This window comes from Adhaeribacter arboris, assembly GCF_003023845.1.
GTDB lineage: Bacteria > Bacteroidota > Bacteroidia > Cytophagales > Hymenobacteraceae > Adhaeribacter > Adhaeribacter arboris.
The window spans coordinates 2,441,502-2,460,589 of the sequence record NZ_PYFT01000001.1 but is presented as its reverse complement, the minus strand read 5'-3'; the positions used below and the strand labels follow the sequence as shown (position 1 = coordinate 2,460,589).

The window sequence follows — 19,088 nt, the reverse complement described above, 5'->3', positions numbered from 1 at the left end:
CTTTATATCAAAATAAAATGGAAAAGTGTTTAATCGAGGATATATTCATCTGGTAGTATAAAAAAAAAGCTGCTCGCTAAATTTTTTGTTATACCGGGTGCTTAACTAAAAATTAAGAAGAGTAAATGGTTTTATTAAAACTACAAAACAGGTATTATCTTTTCGGATGAAGTAAGAGGAGCGTTTATTAAGTAGTGATTTGAATAAGCTTTTAAAAGAAAGCAAATATATTAGATAAGCAAGGCTGTAAATTTTTACTGTTTGGCTACCCCGATGAATCAGAAATTATGGATTCAAAAAACTAGCAGGGGCCATTTTAAACGCATTTATAAAAATTTAAAAAAGAATGAAGGGTTTATAAAGTAATACCTTGATTTATATAAATTTTTTTAAAGAAATATTTGTTATATTATGAAAGTTATAGAAATCCGTCCGCTTTAACTCTGGTAAAACCCAAATAAAAAAGGTATCTTTACCGATTAAAGACAGACTGAATAAAACATACATATGAGTGAAGTTCAAGAAAGAAAAGTTTCCGAATACTCGGCAGATAGTATACAAGTTTTAGAAGGTTTAGAAGCTGTCCGCAAACGGCCGGCCATGTATATTGGCGATATTGGTATAAAAGGTCTTCATCATTTAGTTTGGGAGGTAGTGGATAATAGTATTGATGAGGCTTTGGCCGGTTACTGCGATACCATTGATGTAGCCATTAATACCGATAATTCCATCACTGTTTCAGACAATGGCCGGGGTATTCCCACGGACTTTCACCAGAAAGAAGGCCGCTCGGCTTTAGAAGTGGTTATGACCGTGCTGCACGCTGGTGGTAAATTTGATAAAGACAGTTACAAGGTATCGGGTGGTTTACACGGGGTGGGGGTATCCTGCGTAAATGCGCTTTCCACGGATTTAAAAGTAACCGTTTGCCGCAACGGTAAAAAATACGAACAAGCCTATAAAATAGGTATTCCGCAGTACGAGGTGCGGGAAATTGGCGAAACCGAAGACCATGGTACCACCGTACAATTTAAGCCGGACGATAGCATTTTCACTACTACCGAATATAAATACGATACCATTGCCAGCCGCTTACGCGAGCTTTCTTTTTTAAATAAAGGCATTCGCATTAACCTGAAAGATTTACGGGAGCTAGACGCGGATGGCAAACCCTTAGCCGAATCGTTTTACTCCGAAGGTGGGCTGCGGGAGTTTGTGGCTTATTTAGAAGAAACCCGCGAGAATCTGATTCCGGAACCGATTTACGTTGAAAGCGAAAAAAATAATATTCCGATCGAGATTGCCTTACAGTATAATTCCTCTTATACCGAGAATATTTTTTCGTACGTAAACAACATTAACACCATTGAAGGGGGTACCCACGTAGCCGGTTTCCGGCGGGCGCTTACCCGTACTTTAAAAGCATATGCCGACCGTTCCGGAATGCTGGAAAAAGCAAAAGTAGATATTCAGGGCGATGACTTCCGGGAAGGTTTAACGGCCGTTATTTCGGTAAAAGTACAAGAACCTCAGTTTGAAGGGCAGACGAAAACCAAACTGGGTAACTCCGATGTAATGGGCGCTGTGGATACGGCCGTAGGCGAAATGCTGAACCAGTTCCTGGAAGAAAACCCTCGCGAGGCCCGTATAATAATTCAAAAAGTAGTATTAGCGGCCCAAGCTCGGTACGCAGCCCGCAAAGCCCGGGAAATGGTGCAGCGTAAAAGCGTTTTATCGGGTACTGGTTTACCTGGTAAACTGGCCGACTGCGCCGACTCGGAACCCGCTAACTGCGAAATTTACCTGGTAGAGGGTGATTCAGCGGGTGGCTCGGCAAAACAAGGCCGTGATCGTAAATTTCAGGCTATTCTGCCCTTGCGCGGTAAAATTCTAAACGTAGAAAAAGCGCAGGAACACCGCATTTACGAAAACGAAGAAATTAAGAACATGATTACGGCCTTAGGCGTTTCTTTTGGCACCCCCGAAGATCATAAGGCTCTGAACATGGAGAAACTGCGTTATCACCGCGTTATTATTATGACGGATGCGGATATTGACGGTTCCCACATCCGGACCTTAATTTTAACGTTCTTTTTCCGGTATATGCGCGAGTTAATCGACAATGGATATATCTATATTGCCTTGCCGCCGCTTTATTTGGTAAAAAAAGGAAAAGAAGAGCGTTATTGCTGGACGGAACAAGACCGCATAGAAGCCATTCAGGAACTAGGTAAAGGGAAAGAAGACAGCGTGGGCGTACAACGTTATAAAGGTTTGGGAGAAATGAATCCGGAACAACTTTGGACCACTACTATGCGCCCCGAGACCCGGAGTTTAAAACAAGTAACCATTGAGTCGGCGGCCGAAGCGGATCATTTATTTTCGATGCTGATGGGCGACGAAGTAGCTCCCCGCCGCGATTTTATTGAACGTAACGCCAAGTATGCCAATATCGATGCCTGATGGATGGTAAATGCTAAAACAACCGTTATTATAACGGTAAACTTGATTTAAAACCAGGGTTTAGCGGTATTTAGTTATTTATACTGGTTCTGCGAAAAAGCTTGCTCCGGCAAGCTTTTTTGTTTTTTATTTACCTGAATTTTTGAATAAATTCGTAATTAGCACCTTTGTACCACCATTAACCCGCCGGCTTTTAAACGCGTATCATAAAATACTAGGGTACGCCGCTAGGGCAGACACATACTTGTTGAAACACACGATGAATCCGAATAAAATTTCCGACCAAATCCGTAAGAGTAAATACATCAGCCGCGACTTAAGCTGGCTGCGTTTTAATTACCGGGTGCTCGACCAGGTAAAAGATGCCTCTAAAAGTATCTTCGACCGGCTCAAGTTTCTGGCAATTACCTCTTCTAACCTCGATGAATTTTTCATGATTCGGGTAGGTAGTTTATACAATTACATCGACTACGGCAAAGAGCGGGTAGATTACTCGGGTTTGCGGGAGTTACCGTTCCGAAAGAAATTACTGGAATTGGCGCACCGGTTTGTAAACGACGCTTACTTAACCTTTAACGAGGAGCTAAAACCTCTTTTTGAAAAAAATGGCTTTGATATCTGTAATATTGAAAGCCTGACGGAAGTGGAACAAAAGAAAGTGGATAAGTATTTTAAAAATACGATTTATCCGCTTTTAACCCCCATGATGTACGATAATTATCATGGCTTTCCGTTGCTCATGAACCAGATTCTGATTTTTGGGGTAATTACCAAAACCGACGACGAAAATAAATCGCAGCAACGGCTTACCTTCGTGCAGATTCCACCTAATTTATCGCGGTTTTACGAAATTCAGCGGAAAGAAAGAATCATATTCGTGCCCATTGAGGAAATTATTCGCTGGCGCATCAAGAAACTTTTCCGCAACGTCGAAATCGTATCCGTCGATTTATTCCGGATTACCCGAAACGGTGATTTTACCCTGGAAGAAAGCGATGATATTGATGCTGATTTTATTCAGGAAATTAAGATAAAATTAAAAACCCGCAAGAAAGGCCGCGTAGTACGCTTGGAAGTAGAAAAAAACTCTTCGCCTTTTCTAATGAAAGCTTTAAAAGAGCGCTGGGACATAGATAACGCCAATATTTTCACCTCGGGTAATCTCATTGACCTGAAAGGACTATGGCAAATAATTAAGCATAACCAATTTAAAGATAAACTTTTCCGGCAGCCTTCGCCGGTACCGCCTTTTTCGTTGCCACCGGATGCGAACGAAGATTTATTTGATTATTTGAAAGAACGCGATGTGCTGCTGCATCACCCGTACAACTCGATTGAGCCGGTAGTGCATTTACTCGAAAAAGCGGCCGAAGATCCGTACGTACTGGGAATTAAGCAAACTATCTACCGTTTAGCCGATCAATCGCGGGTAACGGCCGCTTTACTGAAAGCCGCCGAAAATGGCAAAAGTGTATCGGTGTTGTTTGAGGTAAAAGCCCGTTTCGACGAAGAACGAAACATTAAAGAAGGTGAACGTCTGGAAAAAGCCGGCTGCTTTGTTATTTATGGGGTGAGTAAGTATAAAACGCACACCAAAATGATGATGATAATCCGCAAGGAAGAAGAAAAGGTAACCCGGTACGTACACATTGGCAGCGGTAATTACAACGAACAAACGAGTAAATTATACACCGATATTAGCTTACTCACCACCAATGAGGTGTATGCCCACGACGTTTCGGAGTTTTTTAACGTAATTACCGGCCACTCGCTGCCCAACGATTATGAGTATTTAATTACGGCTCCGAAAGACATGCGGCACCAGATTGCCGAACTTATTCGCACCGAGGCGCGTAATGCCCGGCGGGGATTACCCAGCGGCATTGTGATGAAAATGAACTCGCTGGAAGACAAAGAAATAATTGACGAATTGTACAAAGCCTCTAAAGCCGGGGTACCCATAAAATTAATTGTCCGGGGTATTTGCTGTTTGCGGCCCGGCCGGAAATCGTTGAGCGAAAATATTTCGGTTTCGTCTATTGTGGGCGAGTACCTGGAGCATACCCGTTTATTCTATTTTCATAATAACAACGATCCGAAAGTACTGGGCGGCAGCGCCGATATCATGGTGCGTAGTTTTGATCGCCGCATCGAAGCTTTGTTTCTGATTGCAGATGATCAACTGAAAAAAGAAGCCATCACGATTCTGAAATATAATTTAAAAGATAACCAGAATACCTACGTGATGCGCGAAGATGGAGCCTACATTAAAAAACAGGAGGTCGGCGAAGTATTTAATCTGCACCAGGAATTTTATAAGTTAACCCCCGAAAAACTGGTCGATAGCTTTTCTTTGCAAAAGTATTTGCAGCAAGCCGTTATTATTCCTGCGTTCAAGCCTACCGATGCGAAGAGTGTTCTCCAAACGCAGTTGACAACGGATGATGAATTAAGTATGGACGATGATGCATCGCTTTCTATGGATGATTCTTCGTTTTCGATTGAAGAAATAGAAGCTGCCTCTAGTCCGGAACCCGAGGCAGATTTAAATTAACGAATGTGATTTTTATTATTGGCAAATTCTAAAATTAACAAGGCCCGAGCATCTCACTCGGGCCTTTGTATTTAGTACTAAAGATTTTTTATTTAGTTGTGGACTACAAAGTATGATGTTTGGCTTTATGTCTATTGCGATAGTCAAACATCAGGTTTAGACTTGCTAAATGGTTTTCCTTCTTTTTGGAGAAGCAGGTTGTTTTTCTGACGAACCGTCTGTTTCTGGCTCTGATGCAAGTATTCACGCCTTCTATGTTTTTAGTGTAAGCTTTTCCTATCGTGTGCTTTGTCGGGGGGATTACCTGAGCAAACGCTTTCCAATGATCAGTACAATATTGTTCTATTTCCACTCCTTTTAGCTTTTTGAGTAGCTGGCGTACTGTTTTAGCGCTTCGGCCGCCACAACTATAAGCCAGTACTTCATCTGTTTGGGGACAGTAAGCATACAACAACCAGTATTTTCCTTTCTTGCGCTTTCCGACAAAGCTCCAGACTTCATCGATCTGTACGGATCTATAATGCTTTTGGGTTGGTTGAATCTTAAGGGCATTCCCCTGTCGGCACAAGTTGCTTAGCACACACTTTCTACTCACTTCCAGCAACTTTTCAATGTCACGAACACCATTATTTCTTTCCAGAAGACGCCGTATCAACCGCTTGGTAGTCGGATCCGCTCCTCTATAGCGATATATTGGCTGAAATTGCTTCTGGCAATTACGACATAGAAGGTTCTGAGAACCATTCTTTTTCTTGCCATTTTTTACTACCTTGCTGCTCTGGCAGTGGGGACAGTTTATTTTGATCTGAACTTCGAACATTCCATCATCTTAAACACTTCACTGCCTCTTTTTATCCCATCATACTTTCTTTACCACTACCTTTTATTTGTTAAAACTTAGGTAATTCCTATCATAATTATTTAGGTGATTTTTAAACTGGAGTTACTTCTGCTCGATGCCTTTCATAAAGAGCTTGCAGCATACCATCTTTTAATCCTACAGTAGGTACCAGCATACTTTCTACCCGCGCCCAGTTCATGGCTGAAAGATAGATGCGGGCCGCTGGCACAATTACGTCCGCCCGGTCGGGGTTGAGCAATAAAACGCTCTGCCGTTCTTCCATGGTCATATTTTCTAATTGGTCCACGATATCTTCAATCTGCTTTTTAAAGATAGGTTTACCCGTTTTTTTACCAGCTAGCTCGTAAATTTTATTAATATTACCTCCCGTACCAATGGCGCGGGTAACGTGGTTTTTGTGCGTATTATTTTTTACCCATTCTTTCATAACTTCCCACATTTCACTCCGGCCATCGCGCTGTAATTGCCGGATGGAGCCTAACTCAAAAGACTGGGAGGCTACTTTCTGGTGATCGACGTAGACGTTAAACTCGGTGCTGCCCCCACCCACATCAATGTGCAGGTAATTTTTATCGTCCAGTAAATTATGAATTACTTTGTTAATGTACTCCGCCTCGCTAAAACCGTCAATTACCTCAATCCGCATGTCGAGTAACTCATACACCCGTTTAATTATTTCCTGTGCGTTTTGGGCCATTCGCATGGCGGAGGTAGCGCAAATTAGGTAATGTTCTACTTCGTGCACTTCCATGAGTAATTTAAGGGCATGAAGAAGTTTAATAAATTTTGTTTCGCGGGCTTCCGAAATATAACCGGTGGCAAATACATCTTCGCCTAGTTTCATAGGATAACGAATGTATTCCAGCCGTTTAAAAACAGGACCTCCTTCATAAATAAAAACATTGGAAATCTGGCACCGAATGGCATTGGAACCAATATCTATCGCGGCAATTTTCAATCTTCACTATTATTTTGAGGGTAAAAGATGCTTCAAAGATAATAAATGACACCTGATTTGATTAGAATAAGTCTTCGTAAACGGAGTTTTTCCTGAATTTGAAGAAATGAAGCCTGTTGAGTAGCTGCATTACCTGCTGCTTGGGTTGTTTGTATAATAATTATATTTAAAAATCTGGTTAACTTATTCTCACTAAAACGCCTGAATGAAGTTTTACCGGTACTTTTTGTGAGTACAATTTAGTATATTGATTACTGGAATGCTGCCCCCTTATGAAGATAATTGAATGCCCCCGCGATGCCATGCAGGGGATAAAAAATATAATTCCGACGGAGTTAAAAATAAGGTATCTGCAGCAACTGCTTACAGTGGGCTTTCATACCCTGGATTTTGGTAGTTACGTATCGGCTAAAGCTATTCCCCAAATGGCCGATACGCCGCAGGTGCTCGAAGCCTTAGATTTAGCGGATACTTTTACCAAACTACTGGCTATTGTGGCGAACATCCGCGGAGCCGAACAAGCTGCCGCCCAGGAAAAAATTTCGTACTTAGGTTTTCCCTTATCGTTATCCGAAACTTTTCAGCAGCGTAACACCCGTAAATCCATAACCGAAGCTTTTTCTGAATTAGCCCGGATTCAGGAAATTTGTACGCGGCAAAGTAAAACTTTAATTACTTACTTATCCATGGGATTTGGCAATCCGTACCAAGAGCCCTGGAACGCAGAAATAGTAATTAATTTGGTGCAAAAACTAGCAAATTTAGGGGTGCAAATTATTTCACTTTCCGATACTGTTGGAGTGGCGCAGCCAGCCGATATTCAATACCTTTTTCGCCACTTAATTCCGGCTTTTCCGCAGATGGAGTTTGGTGCTCATTTGCACGTGCAACCATTAAATTGGCAGCAAAAAATAGAAGCTGCTTTAGCGGCCGGATGTTCCCGGTTTGATGGGGCTTTAAAAGGATTCGGCGGTTGCCCCCTGGCCGGCGATAACCTGACGGGTAACGTGGCGACAGAAAATTTGGTAACCTATTTTGAAAATTATGGCGTACCTTTGAAACTTAATAAAAAAGCATTTGAAACGGCGCTGACCCTGGCCGGAACTGTTTTTACTTCCTGAGAAATGGCGAAACCTGTAGTTGATATTTTTATTCCTTGTTTTGTTGACCAGTTGTATCCCGAAACCGGGTTAAATATGGTAAAAGTATTGGAAAGAGTAGGTTGCGAGGTGCGGTATAATCCTAACCAGACCTGCTGCGGGCAACCCGCTTTTAATGCCGGTTTTTTAGATGAAAGCTGCCAGGTAGCGCATAAATTTCTGGATGATTTCTCCGCCGAACAAACCGATTATATTGTAAGTCCTTCGGCTTCCTGCGTGGGAATGATTCGTAATGCATACACTGACATGTTCGTAACTACCTCTAAGTTCATTAATTACCGGAACATGGAACGCAAGGTATTTGAGTTTACTGAATTTCTGGTAGATGTATTACTAATTGATACGGTGCCGGGCGCCCGCCTGGATAGTTCTGTTACCTACCACGATTCGTGCAGCGCCCTGCGGGAGTGCGGCATTAAAGAGGCTCCCCGGCGGCTGTTACAGAATGTTACCGGATTGCAACTAATGGAAATGCCCGAAACCGATACCTGTTGCGGCTTTGGGGGCACTTTTGCGGTAAAATTTGAGTCTATATCCACGGCCATGGCCGAGCAGAAAGTAGAAAATGCGTTAAGTACGGGAGTGAATTACATCGTATCTACCGATACCAGTTGCCTGATGCACCTGGATGGCTATATTCAACGCAACAACAAACCCATTAAAACCATGCACATTGCGGATGTGCTGGCAAGTGGCTGGTAGTTTAGTAGTTGTTGGTTGCTGGTTATTTGTTATTGGACTAACAAAATTCTGGTAAGTAATGCATCATTCTTTTACACTAACACTAATCATCTAATTCAGTAGTTATAGCTAATTATAGAATGAAGGACTAGACACTTGTGAATAGTCTAGAAAATAAAAAATGACTGATAAATCAATTAAAACGATTATTAATGCTATAGCCATTATTACAATGCTGACAGGACTTTTTGGAATGTTATTTTGCTTTCCGTTTCTTTGGTCAGCAAGCTTAGAAGATTTAGTTGGTGCCGGTTTCCCGTTTGTAGGAGGTTCAATACTTTTTGGAACAGGACTTTTGACACTTGGAATATTTAACAGACAGGTAAATAATAACTAGCTATAATTACACCTGAAGCACATTAAAGTGCGACATAGGTACTGTGTTAAAAGTCAAGTTTATTTTAACAAATTTAGGAAGATGTCAATTTTTAAATTGCCTCTATCCTGTGCAGCAAGGGCTTGGGCTCTTGCTGTTTTTTTTCAAACTGCGGATTATAGTACTCATTTTTCTTGTACAAACTGTACATGAGCAGCAGTAGTTTTCGCTGTACGGCTACTAGAGCTATTATAGGCTTTGCTTTGTTGGGCTTGAGTCGGTTGTAAAACTGCTTCAAGGTAGGATTGACTCGCACTGCCGTCATGGAAGGCATATGGAGTATGCTCCGGAGATGGCTATTTCCTTTCTTGCTTATTTTGGTGCTGCCTCGGAAGGTGCCGGATTCCTTAAGCACTACATCATAGCCGGCATAGCTTGCCAGTTGTTTAGCACTGGTGATCTCCTTAAAGCCGCAAGTCTCTCCAACCACTGTTGCCGCTGAGAGGAAAGATATTCCCGGTATGCTTTCCAGGTACTGGATTTTTTTACCCAGAGCTGCATCCCCGTCTACCAAATCCTTCATCTCCGCTTCAATCTCCTGCAATTGTACCTCCACCAACTTCAGCCGCTTGGCCTGGCGCTTCACTTCCTTTGGGTTGCTGTAAGCAGAAGTTTCTATGGCGTGTAGCCGGTTTTTCTCTACGTTCTTTTCCTTCAGTAAAAAGGAGCGCTCTCGGCTCAGGGCTTTCAGGTGCCGCAACGTCTTATCCGGCGGAGACCATGGTGTTAATTTCCGCTCACAACCCAACATTGCCAACATTCTACAGTCTAAAGCATCGGTCTTAGAACGCTGGCTCAGGCTTTGAGCGTAGCGCTTTACTCTGCCGGATTGCATCACACTGACGGTATATCCTTTCTCATGCAGGTACACTGCTAGTGCCTCATGGTATACACCGGTTGCTTCCATTACCACCACTAGCTTCTGCGGGTGAACAGAGAGCTTGACTAGCCATTTTTCCATTCTTTGGAAGCCTTTGTCATCATTGCTCACGTCGGAGCCTGCTATAAACTGCTTTTCCAAATCCTGGGTCAGGGTGCCCAAACAAAGGGAAAGAGAATCTTTGGCCACATCTATTCCGAGGGCCTGCTTTAGTACGGGTGGTTCCATAGGCTAATTTTTCTTCAAACCAGCTAACTCTCTTCTTCGCTTTTGCTCGCTTTTGATTCGGTCTCCTCCAAATGGACCTAGGTACTGTTCAAGCTCTAAGAAAGTGGATAGAAGGGCGGAAATTCTATGCGGCGACATCATCTATATGTGTCTGGCCAAGTACACCCTATCCCTTCTATCTGGTTTGTTTTGTCAGTAATTTATTTATTTTTAACCTACGTTCGATAGCAAATGCTAACATACGAGCTAAGTACTTTAGGTAGAATTGAGCTTACATAAAAAAGCCCGGTTAATTTACTTACCGAGATTTTTTATGTAAAGAAAGACAAAAATTTAAAAAATACTGTTAAAGCAGCTTTTGCAGTCTGGATTTCAAAGCTAAACTTGCATCCACTAAAGGAAGACGGACGTGCGGCTGAGCAATGCCCAGCATTTCTAAAATAGCCTTTATGCCAACGGGATTACTTTCCTCGTACATTAACGGATTTATATCAATAAAATCAAGTAGAAGTTTAGTGGCTTCCGTAAAATTATTTTTCAAGGCAAGTTGTACCATTTGGCTAAACTTTTCCGGAAACGCATTGGCTAAAACTGATATTACTCCTTCGGCGCCAAACGAAATCATGGGTACGGTTAGTAAATCGTCGCCGCTAATGAGCATGAAATCAGCGGGTTTATACTTGGCCAGTTGCAGACACTGTTCTAAATTACCCGAGGCTTCTTTAATGCCGATTATATTAGGATGCTTTGCTAATTTAAGGGTTGTTTCCGCGGTTAAATTGCTGGCTGTCCGGCCGGGTACGTTATACAAAATTACGGGAACCGGGCTAGCATCTGCAAGCTGAACATAGTGCTGGTAAAGGCCTTGCTGCGAAGGTTTATTGTAATACGGGCTAACCGAAAGGATAGCGGCTACCCCGGTAAAATCGGTATTCTTAATGGTTTCTAAGAGGCCTTGGGTGTAATTACCGCCAATACCGTAAACAATAGGTAATTTACCGCCCGTAAAATCTTTCACAAAGGCTAGAATTTGTTCTTTCTCCGCGTCGGTAGTAGTTGGCGATTCGGCGGTAGTGCCGTTCACCACCAAGTAATCTACTCCACCTTGTACGGTAAAATGAAGCAGCTTTTTGAAGCTATCGTAATCAACAGCTAAATCTTGGGTGAAAGGGGTAATAAGGGCTACTCCGGTGCCGCGTAAACTTTTCATGCGCTAAAATTTGAAAGAAAAAGCTACTTTTTGAAAGCTTCTTCTTTCAAAAGTACAGAGAGCCTGAAATATTTCAAAGTAGAAATTCCGGGTTGCTAACATTTAATAAAGTAGTCGGTACAATCTTTTACGAAAAGTTACGATTAAATTATTAGGATAACTTGTTCAAAATCAACTAACCAAACCTAAGTTTTAACTTAAGCGATCATTTGGAGAAATTCTGCTTCCGAAATAATTTTAATGCCTAATTCATTCGCTTTTTCCAGTTTCGCCGGTCCCATCTTGTCGCCGGCTACCAGGTAAGATAGCTTTTTTGAAATCGAACTAACCACTTTGCCGCCATTTTGAGTAATTAATTCTTGAATTTCTTCGCGGCTATGCGTTTCAAACACGCCGGAAATGACAAAAGTAAGCCCGGTTAACCGGGTAGTAGCGGCGATCTTACTAATTTTTTCTTCGCGGCTAAACTGTAAACCGGCGGCTTTTAATCGCTCGAGCAACTGTAAATGTTCTTCTGTTTTAAAATAACTTAGAATAGACAGAGCAATCCGGTCGCCAATTTCCGGTACGCTAATGAGGTCTTCGTAACTAGCCGCTTGTAGCGTTTCAAGGCTGGCAAACCGGTCGGCAATTTTGCGGGCCACGGTACTACCCACAAACCGGATGCCTAGCGCAAATAATACCCGGTCGTACGGAACTTCCTTCGATTTTTGGATACCGTTTAATAAGTTAGTAACCGATTTTTCCCCTAACCGCTCCAAATGAATTAATTGCTCCAATTGGAGATCGTACAAGTCGGCTACGTTGCGCACCAAGCCTTCTGCGTAGAGTTGTTCAATGGTTTCCGGACCCAGGTTTTCAATGTTCATGGCCCGGCGCGTAATAAAATGCTCAATTTTAGCTTTAATTTGGGGCGGACAGCCGGAATCATTGGGGCAATAAAAATGCGCTTCGCCTTCGGTACGTACCAGCGGGGTGCCGCAGGCCGGGCACGTATCGCGGTATTTTACCGGTTGGCTATCGGGTAAGCGCTGACTTTTATCTACGCCCGTTATTTTAGGTATAATTTCGCCGCCTTTTTCTACAAACAATACATCGCCCTCGTGAATATCTAGACGCAGAATTTCGTTAGCGTTATGCAAGGAAGCACGTTTTACGGTTGTGCCGGCTAGTAGCACGGGTTCGAGCAGAGCTACGGGAGTAACCGCTCCCGTACGACCCACCTGGTACCGGATGCTTTGTAACCGCGAGGAAGCGCTCAGGGCTTTGTATTTATACGCAATGGCCCAACGCGGACTCTTGGCTGTATAGCCTAGTTCTTCTTGCTGATTAAAATTATTTACTTTAATTACAATGCCATCAGTGGCAATGGGTAAAGTAAAACGTTTGGTTTCCCACTCGTTAATGTAAGCCAGCACTTCATCCAGAGTGGAACATTTCCGGTACGTATCCGATACCGGAAAACCCCAGCGTTGCAAAGCTTCCAACGATTCAGAATGCGTATCGAAGGGTAGAGGCTGGGCCAACATACTGTACATAAAACAGCTTAATTTCCGTTTGGCCACTACCGATGAATCCTGCAGCTTTAAGGTGCCCGACGTAGCATTACGCGGATTAGCCAACCGTATTTCGCCTAGTTCTTCGCGTTCTGCGTTTAATTTCTTGAAAACCGAAAAAGGCATAAAAGCTTCGCCGCGTACTTCAAACTCAGTCGGGTAATCGCCGGTCTGCAAATGCAATGGCAGCGAATGGATGGTGCGGATATTCTGCGTAATATCATCGCCGCGGGTTCCATCGCCACGGGTCGCACCCAGCGTTAGTTCGCCGTTTTGGTAGGTGGCACTAATGGCCACGCCATCAAATTTTTGCTCGCAAATATATTCAAAATCACCTTCTAATACCTTCCGGACTCGTTTATCAAATTCCCGTAAATCTTCTTCGGAGTAAGTATTGCTCAAGGAGAGCATGGGATATTTGTGCAGAACGCTTTTAAATGTTTTGGTGATGGTACCACCCACCCGTTGAGTAGGCGAGTTAGGTAAACGATACGCGGGATATTGCTTCTCTAATTGAATAAGCTCCCCGAGCAGCATGTCGAATTCGTAATCGCTTACTTCCGAAATGCTGTTTTGGTAATACTGGTAATTTAAATAATGAATGCGTTGAGTAAGTTCCTGAATACGGGCCTGCGCCTGAAGTTCGTCCATAATGCCGGTGCGGTTTAGCTCGTAAAACTACAAATACTGCGCTTATTATGGTAGCTGCATTCTCCAAAAATTAAAAAAGCTGCCTTAAAGCAGCTTTTAATACTTTCAATAGAATGACCAGCTATTTCTTATAAAAGCTGAACACCGTCGGCCACAAAGGTGATTTCTTTTTTAGGTTTACGAATGGCCTGGATTTCGGCAGCTGATTTGCCAGCATCTTTTAAATAGTGTTGCTGATCAGCGACGGATATTACTTCCTGGTAAGCAGTTCCTTCCAGAATTACCTTTTTACCGTTTAAATTTTTCGGTACAAAAAAACCGTAATTCCGGAAACGGACCTTCATCCGAGTATCATCCGTTAGCTTTACATCCATCCAACAACCTTTTACCTGGCATACCTGCTGCACCACCCCCGAAACTCTAACCTGTACCGAATCTTTACCCGCTATAAAACGGGGCAGTACCTTAGCCTCCATACTTTTACCCGCTGAAACCGGTCGGCCATAATGAGTTTCTTGGGTAGACTTACCCGCAGCAGGTGCAGTAGTTTGGGCGTATGCTTTTGATTGGCCTTGCCAAATACAAAAGCTGGTCATTAAATAATAAAAGAATAGTTTCACGGGAGTTCAAAGATTAGAGGATAAATACTTGCTGCTTTTTCAAAATTTAAAATTAAGTATTCTAATAAGGTTAATGCAGGCAATATCAATGTCTTATTGTAAAAATAATTTAAACAGACCGTTAGGTGTCCTGTAGCTGTAAGCGTAAATTTTACGGTATCAACTTTATTTTACAGGCCTACTAATTTAATATAAAAAGATAAAGAAAGGAAGAAAGAATACGCTAGTGCTTCGCCCAGTTATAACTTAAAAAGAGGCCCAAATATCTTCCCGGATTACTTTATCCTGAAGATTTATTTTATAAATTATTAAATGGGTGAAGCCTTAGTCAATATTCTTTTGGTAGTGTCTCAGTTTGAATTTAGGTGAGATTTTAGCCAAATTTTGGTCGCGTAATGAGTAACATAATTGATAAGAAAAATAGCAAGTAGGTAGCCATAATTAATGCTTCTTTTCTGTTTTCAATATCTCCCTTTAAAATTGTGCCCAATCCCATAAGTACGAAAAATGCACAAACACAGAAAACTAATAGTAGTGCTTTCTTTTTCATGGCATTTGAATTTAATATTTAGACAATAGGAATTAATTACAAGATAAAAAGATATAGCCACAAAAAAGGGAGTTTTAGTTCTCTTTTTTATTTAATCCGTTAATCGTACAATATCCTTAATACGCATTAGCTTTTTAGTTAATCCAGCTTCCATCGCAGGTGTTACTCTTAGAGACTTCTTTTTCATTTCTGGAGAAAGTAAATTTTAAGTTTAAATAAAGGTAAACTTTACCCGCCGTCGATAAAAAGCCTGTTTTACTTTTTAAGCAACTTCTATTAATTTTAATAATTAGGAAACGCACGAAAAATGATAGAAAAAACGGAGCCAATACCAGCGGTTTTTTGTTATACCTACGTTAAGGTAATAAGACCCCGAAGTTTACGTAATCGGTTGTAACCAGTTCGTTTAAAAGAAGCAGTCACTAGCATTACTGGTAAAATAAGTTGGTAATATCTTAGCCTTTTTTATAAAATTTTAGCAAATAGAATAATTTATCCGGTAAAAGTCGAGTAAGGTAAATTTAAGCCTGTTCTTAGTGTATTTATCATTACCGGAAGAAGCGAGGTGCTTATGGAGCCTGATAAGAAAAATACGATTGGTACATCCAATAATTCTACTTTTTCCCGCATAGAAAAAGTGCATCCTTTTTTAATGATGCTCTATCTGGTTATTGTAGGCATATCCGTTTTGTTTCTGATCTTAATCGTAGCCTATATCCGGACTCGTTTGTGGGAAGAAGGTCCTATAAACCGGCATTTTTCAAAATTCTTTAGTATTAGTACTATCCTGCTGATATGCAGTAGTTTTACCATAAGCCGGGCTCCTTCTTTTTACCGGCAAGACGACCTCCTGAAAGTGAAAATTATGCTTTGGGCAACTTTACTCTTCGGAATGTCTTTTGTATGGTCGCAGGTGGCGGGGTGGCGCGATATGGCGATGCACGGTATTCCTTTTCGCAGTGGCTCGGGTATGTACGTTTACTTTATTTCGGCTTTGCACAGCATTCATTTACTGGGAGGCTTTGGTTATCTTTCGTTTGTGTTGCTTAAAACGTTGCATGCTTCCCTTAACCCAATCCGCGCCTTAGTTTTTATTCGTAATCCTTATCGCCGGCAACAAATAAATTTGTTGTGCACCTACTGGCATTTTATGGATATTTTGTGGGTATTTATTTACCTGGTTTTTCTGTTTTTAAATTAAAAGATTACCTAACGCCATAATAATCCTCCGGTTAAAGCTGAAGGCAATTTAGTAAATAATCCAGCGGTACAGTAGCCTAGAAATAAAGAGCAAACGGCTACTAGCTTCAGTTAAAGGATTAGGTTTTAATGAACTAAGGTTACATGGCCTTTAAATTCCTTATCCGAAAACTTAATCAGGTAATAATATACGCCATCGGTAGCATTCCGGCCATCCCACTTAAACTCGCGGTTAGTACTGCTGTAAACCTTATTGCCCCAACGGTTAAAAATAATAATGCTGGCAAAAATGCTTTCGCAATAGTCAGGGGGTAAATTGGGCATCTGAAAATAATCGTTCCGGCCATCGCCGTTAGGAGTAAAAATATTAGCCGGAATAAAGCTGGCTGATTTAGGAGGCTGCACCAGAAAAACCACGCTTTTAATGGTAGCGGGGTTGGGATTACAGGCTTGCTCCTGCACCGAAAAATTTACTTTAAAGGATTCTCTATCCAATGTCCGGCAATCCGGAGTCCAGGAGAAGGCAGTACGGGCTGAGCCATTACCGGAAGCAGGAGTAAACTGCATGCCGTAATCCGCCAGGTTAAAATCTTCGCCGGCAGCGCTGAGTACAATCGGATTTACATCCGGGTCCAAACCAAAAATAGAGTCGTTTACCGAACCCCCATACGGAATAGTGATGGTTTTTCCTTCGAGTAAAGTGCTTAATTGCGGGGGCGCGTTCGGGTTATCTAGGCGTACTTCCACGGTAGTAGTTTTAGTAACCGGCTGACCACATACCACTGAAGTTGCCAAAAAATCGAGTAGGTAGCTACTTTGACCAGCTGCCGGACAGTCTATTTCCCACCGGAAAGGTACCGTAACGGACCCTGTGCCGGACGTAGTAGGGAAAGAAATTTTTTGGCCGGCTAAATTAAAATTACGCGGTTCCAGTTTTACCGTAACTACTTCGTTGTCGGGGTCGGTACCTATGGCGTCGAAAGAAATAACATCGCCCAGTTTAGCCGTTAAAATGGTGTCGGGAGCGGTAGTACGGATAGCGGGCGGTTCGTTAGGCACTGGTTCGGCAATAATGGTCAGGCGAACGGTATCTGCTTTGGGCAAACTGCAGCCATCGTCTTTTACCATTACGTCTAACAAATACGTTTTACCTTTCGAGTCCAGACAGCCCGGAAAACATACGGTGGCCTTTAAGGAATCTCTGGCTCCTCCCCGGTTTACTATGCCTTGGGTGGTACTTAAAATATTGCCGGTCAAGGAAAAATTAACGGGCCGGTAAGAAATCGTGAGGGGTTCATCGGTGTCCGGGTCGGTCATAAAAATATCGAGGCAATGGTTTCCGTCCGGCGTCAGGCGCAAGGTGTCTCCTTCCTTGTAAAAGGTTTTTTGTCCTTGCATCTGCGCGGTAATCTGGGGCTTGTCGTTGGTCGGGCAGTTTAAAACCAATAATTGGAAATCGCGACGGGTTTCGCCAATTTTTACATTATCGCGGTATTCATTGCAACGAACCCCAAAAACAAACAAACCCAAGCGGTTCGGCCGAACGACTAAGCGCCCGGTAAATGGATCGATGGAAATACTAGGGTTGCCCGGAATCTGGTTATCTACGCCCAAACCGGCGGTCCAGCGGACAGTTGGATAAGGGCCACTGGAAGGAAATTCAGGTAAGGGATCGCCGGGAGAGCTGTAGCCATTCAGCGGAGTAATCATTTCATACACCAGAGAATCGCCGTCATTATCCGTACCGGAAAAATCGTAATAAAATAATTCGTTTACGCAGGCGTAATCGCTGAGCGGGGGGAAAAGTTTAGGCGAGGAATTAATGAATGGCTTATTAGCTTTAACTACGGCCGGAAACTCTAAATAAAAAGTCTGGCCGGCGCTTTCGGGGGATCGTATATTAGAAATAACATTATTACGGCAGCATCTTTCCCAAACAACGTAATAACCTAATGGGCTGGTATATACACTGGGGCTTAGTTGCAGCGTGCTGGTATACACCAGTTTACTGGTACTTAAAGATGCGTTCGTACAAGCAACAGAAGTATAGGCAACCGGCGTAGAGGCAGTAAGGGGCATGTAAACTTGCTGCACCAACTCGTCGGTTTGCTTATCATAAATACTGGCTACCAAGTCGCGGTCTAGGGCTTCCGGATTGCCGTTTAAATTATCAAAGTACATGTTCAGGGTAAGGCGGTAATTGGAGCCGGAGCGATGTTCTAATTCAAATTCGCCGCCCACAATATGCGTAGCCCTGGCCGATAGGGCAAAACAAACTAGGATAAATAAGAGTAGTAACCGGAATTTCATGTAAACCCAAAAATGCTAATGCAGGCTTAAGCTACTAAAATTTACAATACAATACTACCGGTTAAATCGTAAATAAAAAGAAGGGCAAAATTTACATTTATGGGTAAATGCTGGGGTTATGGCTTTTCGGTTTCGGTGGGTCGGGCCAAAATATGGCTAAGCAGGTCGTCGAAGGAAAGCGCTTGGGAGAAAGCACAGCTTAGGTAAGAATTGGCCACTATCCGGATAAAGGCCGGCTGCGCGTTAAGTTGAATTAAATCCAGACTAATATTGCCGTAAAGTTGGTTACAAAGAATACTGCCGTCGACGCAAGAAGGCGGCGGGGTAAAATAATACTTATAAATGGTTTCGGTGTAATTGTTCTTCAGATTCGTCCGGATATCGGCCGAATGCAGGCGATACCCGAGCCGCAAAACCTGATCTTTTAAAAACTCATTCAGAAATTTAAAGTTTTGCTCGCCAATCCGATCATCAAAGAAAAAAATAACGCCTTGTTTCCCTAATTGCACTAATCGTTCGAGTTGGTACGAAGGCCGAATGCCGGCTTTATCGTAATGGTAAGCCTTAAAAAACTCCGGCGTCCAGTTTAAATACGTTTTTTGTTGCAGCCAATGGGCATAGGCTTCCTGGTCGGCCCGGCAAAAGCCGGCCTGCCGTTGACAACTTGGTTGTGAACTTTTATTTTTAGAAAAAAGATATTTAAAATTTTGTAACAAAGATTTAGTAAATAAAAACGGAACATGGTGTTTTACAATTTAAATAACATTTC

General features: G+C 42.4%; 15 protein-coding genes. 6 read left to right on the top strand and 9 right to left on the bottom strand.

All coding sequences use genetic code 11. The annotated features are described in order from the left end of the window. The first annotated feature begins 507 nt into the window (after window positions 1-507). On the top strand, window positions 508-2,463 hold the full coding sequence (gene gyrB, locus AHMF7605_RS10025) for a DNA topoisomerase (ATP-hydrolyzing) subunit B (RefSeq protein WP_106928857.1): 1,956 nt from the start codon (window positions 508-510) through the stop codon (window positions 2,461-2,463). A 259-nt stretch (window positions 2,464-2,722) separates the two neighbouring features. After that, complete coding sequence (gene ppk1 / locus AHMF7605_RS10020) at window positions 2,723-5,017, top strand: polyphosphate kinase 1 (protein ID WP_106928855.1); 2,295 nt, start codon at window positions 2,723-2,725, stop codon at window positions 5,015-5,017. A gap of 103 nt (window positions 5,018-5,120) precedes the next feature. On the opposite strand, the gene AHMF7605_RS10015 is transcribed toward ppk1, so the two are convergent. Then, on the bottom strand, window positions 5,121-5,837 hold the full coding sequence (locus tag AHMF7605_RS10015) for an IS1 family transposase (protein ID WP_106925291.1): 717 nt from the start codon (window positions 5,835-5,837) through the stop codon (window positions 5,121-5,123). A 112-nt stretch (window positions 5,838-5,949) separates the two neighbouring features. Next, window positions 5,950-6,837, bottom strand: coding sequence for a Ppx/GppA phosphatase family protein (locus tag AHMF7605_RS10010; RefSeq protein WP_106928852.1), 888 nt, complete (start codon window positions 6,835-6,837; stop codon window positions 5,950-5,952). A 272-nt stretch (window positions 6,838-7,109) separates the two neighbouring features. On the opposite strand from AHMF7605_RS10010, the gene AHMF7605_RS10005 reads away from it, so the two are divergent. The 3 genes from AHMF7605_RS10005 to AHMF7605_RS09995 all read left to right on the top strand — a co-directional run bounded on the left by AHMF7605_RS10005 (window position 7,110) and on the right by AHMF7605_RS09995 (window position 9,075). Continuing rightward, a complete protein-coding gene (locus tag AHMF7605_RS10005; RefSeq protein ID WP_106928850.1) occupies window positions 7,110-7,958 on the top strand; it encodes a hydroxymethylglutaryl-CoA lyase in 849 nt (282 codons plus the stop codon). 3 nt (window positions 7,959-7,961) lie between these two features. Further along, window positions 7,962-8,699: a (Fe-S)-binding protein gene (locus AHMF7605_RS10000; RefSeq protein WP_106928847.1), complete on the top strand. Its 738-nt coding sequence runs from the start codon at window positions 7,962-7,964 to the stop codon at window positions 8,697-8,699. Between the two features lie 160 nt (window positions 8,700-8,859). Next, window positions 8,860-9,075 (top strand): hypothetical protein, encoded by a 216-nt coding sequence (locus AHMF7605_RS09995; RefSeq protein WP_106928844.1) that lies wholly within the window; start codon window positions 8,860-8,862, stop codon window positions 9,073-9,075. Window positions 9,076-9,166: 91 nt separating this feature from the next. On the opposite strand, the gene AHMF7605_RS09990 is transcribed toward AHMF7605_RS09995, so the two are convergent. The 5 genes from AHMF7605_RS09990 to AHMF7605_RS29680 form a co-directional block, all read right to left on the bottom strand. Continuing rightward, complete coding sequence (locus AHMF7605_RS09990; RefSeq protein WP_106925418.1) at window positions 9,167-10,222, bottom strand: IS110 family transposase; 1,056 nt, start codon at window positions 10,220-10,222, stop codon at window positions 9,167-9,169. Between the two features lie 346 nt (window positions 10,223-10,568). After that, complete coding sequence (gene dapA, locus AHMF7605_RS09985; RefSeq protein WP_106928842.1) at window positions 10,569-11,432, bottom strand: 4-hydroxy-tetrahydrodipicolinate synthase; 864 nt, start codon at window positions 11,430-11,432, stop codon at window positions 10,569-10,571. A 197-nt stretch (window positions 11,433-11,629) separates the two neighbouring features. Continuing rightward, a complete protein-coding gene (gene ligA / locus AHMF7605_RS09980) occupies window positions 11,630-13,639 on the bottom strand; it encodes an NAD-dependent DNA ligase LigA (protein ID WP_106928839.1) in 2,010 nt (669 codons plus the stop codon). A gap of 128 nt (window positions 13,640-13,767) precedes the next feature. After that, on the bottom strand, window positions 13,768-14,259 hold the full coding sequence (locus tag AHMF7605_RS09975; protein WP_146153558.1) for a DUF4920 domain-containing protein: 492 nt from the start codon (window positions 14,257-14,259) through the stop codon (window positions 13,768-13,770). Between the two features lie 373 nt (window positions 14,260-14,632). Beyond that, on the bottom strand, window positions 14,633-14,809 hold the full coding sequence (locus AHMF7605_RS29680; RefSeq protein ID WP_158267484.1) for a hypothetical protein: 177 nt from the start codon (window positions 14,807-14,809) through the stop codon (window positions 14,633-14,635). Window positions 14,810-15,380: 571 nt separating this feature from the next. On the opposite strand from AHMF7605_RS29680, the gene AHMF7605_RS09970 reads away from it, so the two are divergent. Further along, window positions 15,381-16,010, top strand: a complete 630-nt coding sequence (locus AHMF7605_RS09970) for a cytochrome c oxidase subunit 3 (protein ID WP_106928834.1) — start codon at window positions 15,381-15,383, stop codon at window positions 16,008-16,010. Between the two features lie 125 nt (window positions 16,011-16,135). Here the strand turns inward: AHMF7605_RS09970 and AHMF7605_RS09965 are convergent, their stop codons facing one another. Together AHMF7605_RS09965 and AHMF7605_RS09960 are read right to left on the bottom strand one after the other, a co-directional pair. Next, window positions 16,136-18,319, bottom strand: a complete 2,184-nt coding sequence (locus AHMF7605_RS09965) for a gliding motility-associated C-terminal domain-containing protein (protein ID WP_106928831.1) — start codon at window positions 18,317-18,319, stop codon at window positions 16,136-16,138. A 116-nt stretch (window positions 18,320-18,435) separates the two neighbouring features. Then, window positions 18,436-19,035, bottom strand: coding sequence for a hypothetical protein (locus AHMF7605_RS09960; protein WP_106928829.1), 600 nt, complete (start codon window positions 19,033-19,035; stop codon window positions 18,436-18,438). Window positions 19,036-19,088 lie beyond the last annotated feature (53 nt).

What these genes read in the sequence shown, in the direction of transcription:
- gyrB (WP_106928857.1), top strand. Translation starts at nt 508, where the DNA reads ATGAGTGAAGTTCAAGAAAGAAAAGTTTCCGAATACTCGGCAGATAGT.
- ppk1 (WP_106928855.1), top strand. Translation starts at nt 2,723, where the DNA reads ATGAATCCGAATAAAATTTCCGACCAAATCCGTAAGAGTAAATACATC.
- AHMF7605_RS10015 (WP_106925291.1), bottom strand. Translation starts at nt 5,837, where the DNA reads ATGTTCGAAGTTCAGATCAAAATAAACTGTCCCCACTGCCAGAGCAGC.
- AHMF7605_RS10005 (WP_106928850.1), top strand. Translation starts at nt 7,110, where the DNA reads ATGAAGATAATTGAATGCCCCCGCGATGCCATGCAGGGGATAAAAAAT.
- AHMF7605_RS10000 (WP_106928847.1), top strand. Translation starts at nt 7,962, where the DNA reads ATGGCGAAACCTGTAGTTGATATTTTTATTCCTTGTTTTGTTGACCAG.
- AHMF7605_RS09995 (WP_106928844.1), top strand. Translation starts at nt 8,860, where the DNA reads ATGACTGATAAATCAATTAAAACGATTATTAATGCTATAGCCATTATT.
- AHMF7605_RS09990 (WP_106925418.1), bottom strand. Translation starts at nt 10,222, where the DNA reads ATGGAACCACCCGTACTAAAGCAGGCCCTCGGAATAGATGTGGCCAAA.
- dapA (WP_106928842.1), bottom strand. Translation starts at nt 11,432, where the DNA reads ATGAAAAGTTTACGCGGCACCGGAGTAGCCCTTATTACCCCTTTCACC.
- ligA (WP_106928839.1), bottom strand. Translation starts at nt 13,639, where the DNA reads ATGGACGAACTTCAGGCGCAGGCCCGTATTCAGGAACTTACTCAACGC.
- AHMF7605_RS29680 (WP_158267484.1), bottom strand. Translation starts at nt 14,809, where the DNA reads ATGAAAAAGAAAGCACTACTATTAGTTTTCTGTGTTTGTGCATTTTTC.
- AHMF7605_RS09970 (WP_106928834.1), top strand. Translation starts at nt 15,381, where the DNA reads ATGGAGCCTGATAAGAAAAATACGATTGGTACATCCAATAATTCTACT.
- AHMF7605_RS09965 (WP_106928831.1), bottom strand. Translation starts at nt 18,319, where the DNA reads ATGAAATTCCGGTTACTACTCTTATTTATCCTAGTTTGTTTTGCCCTA.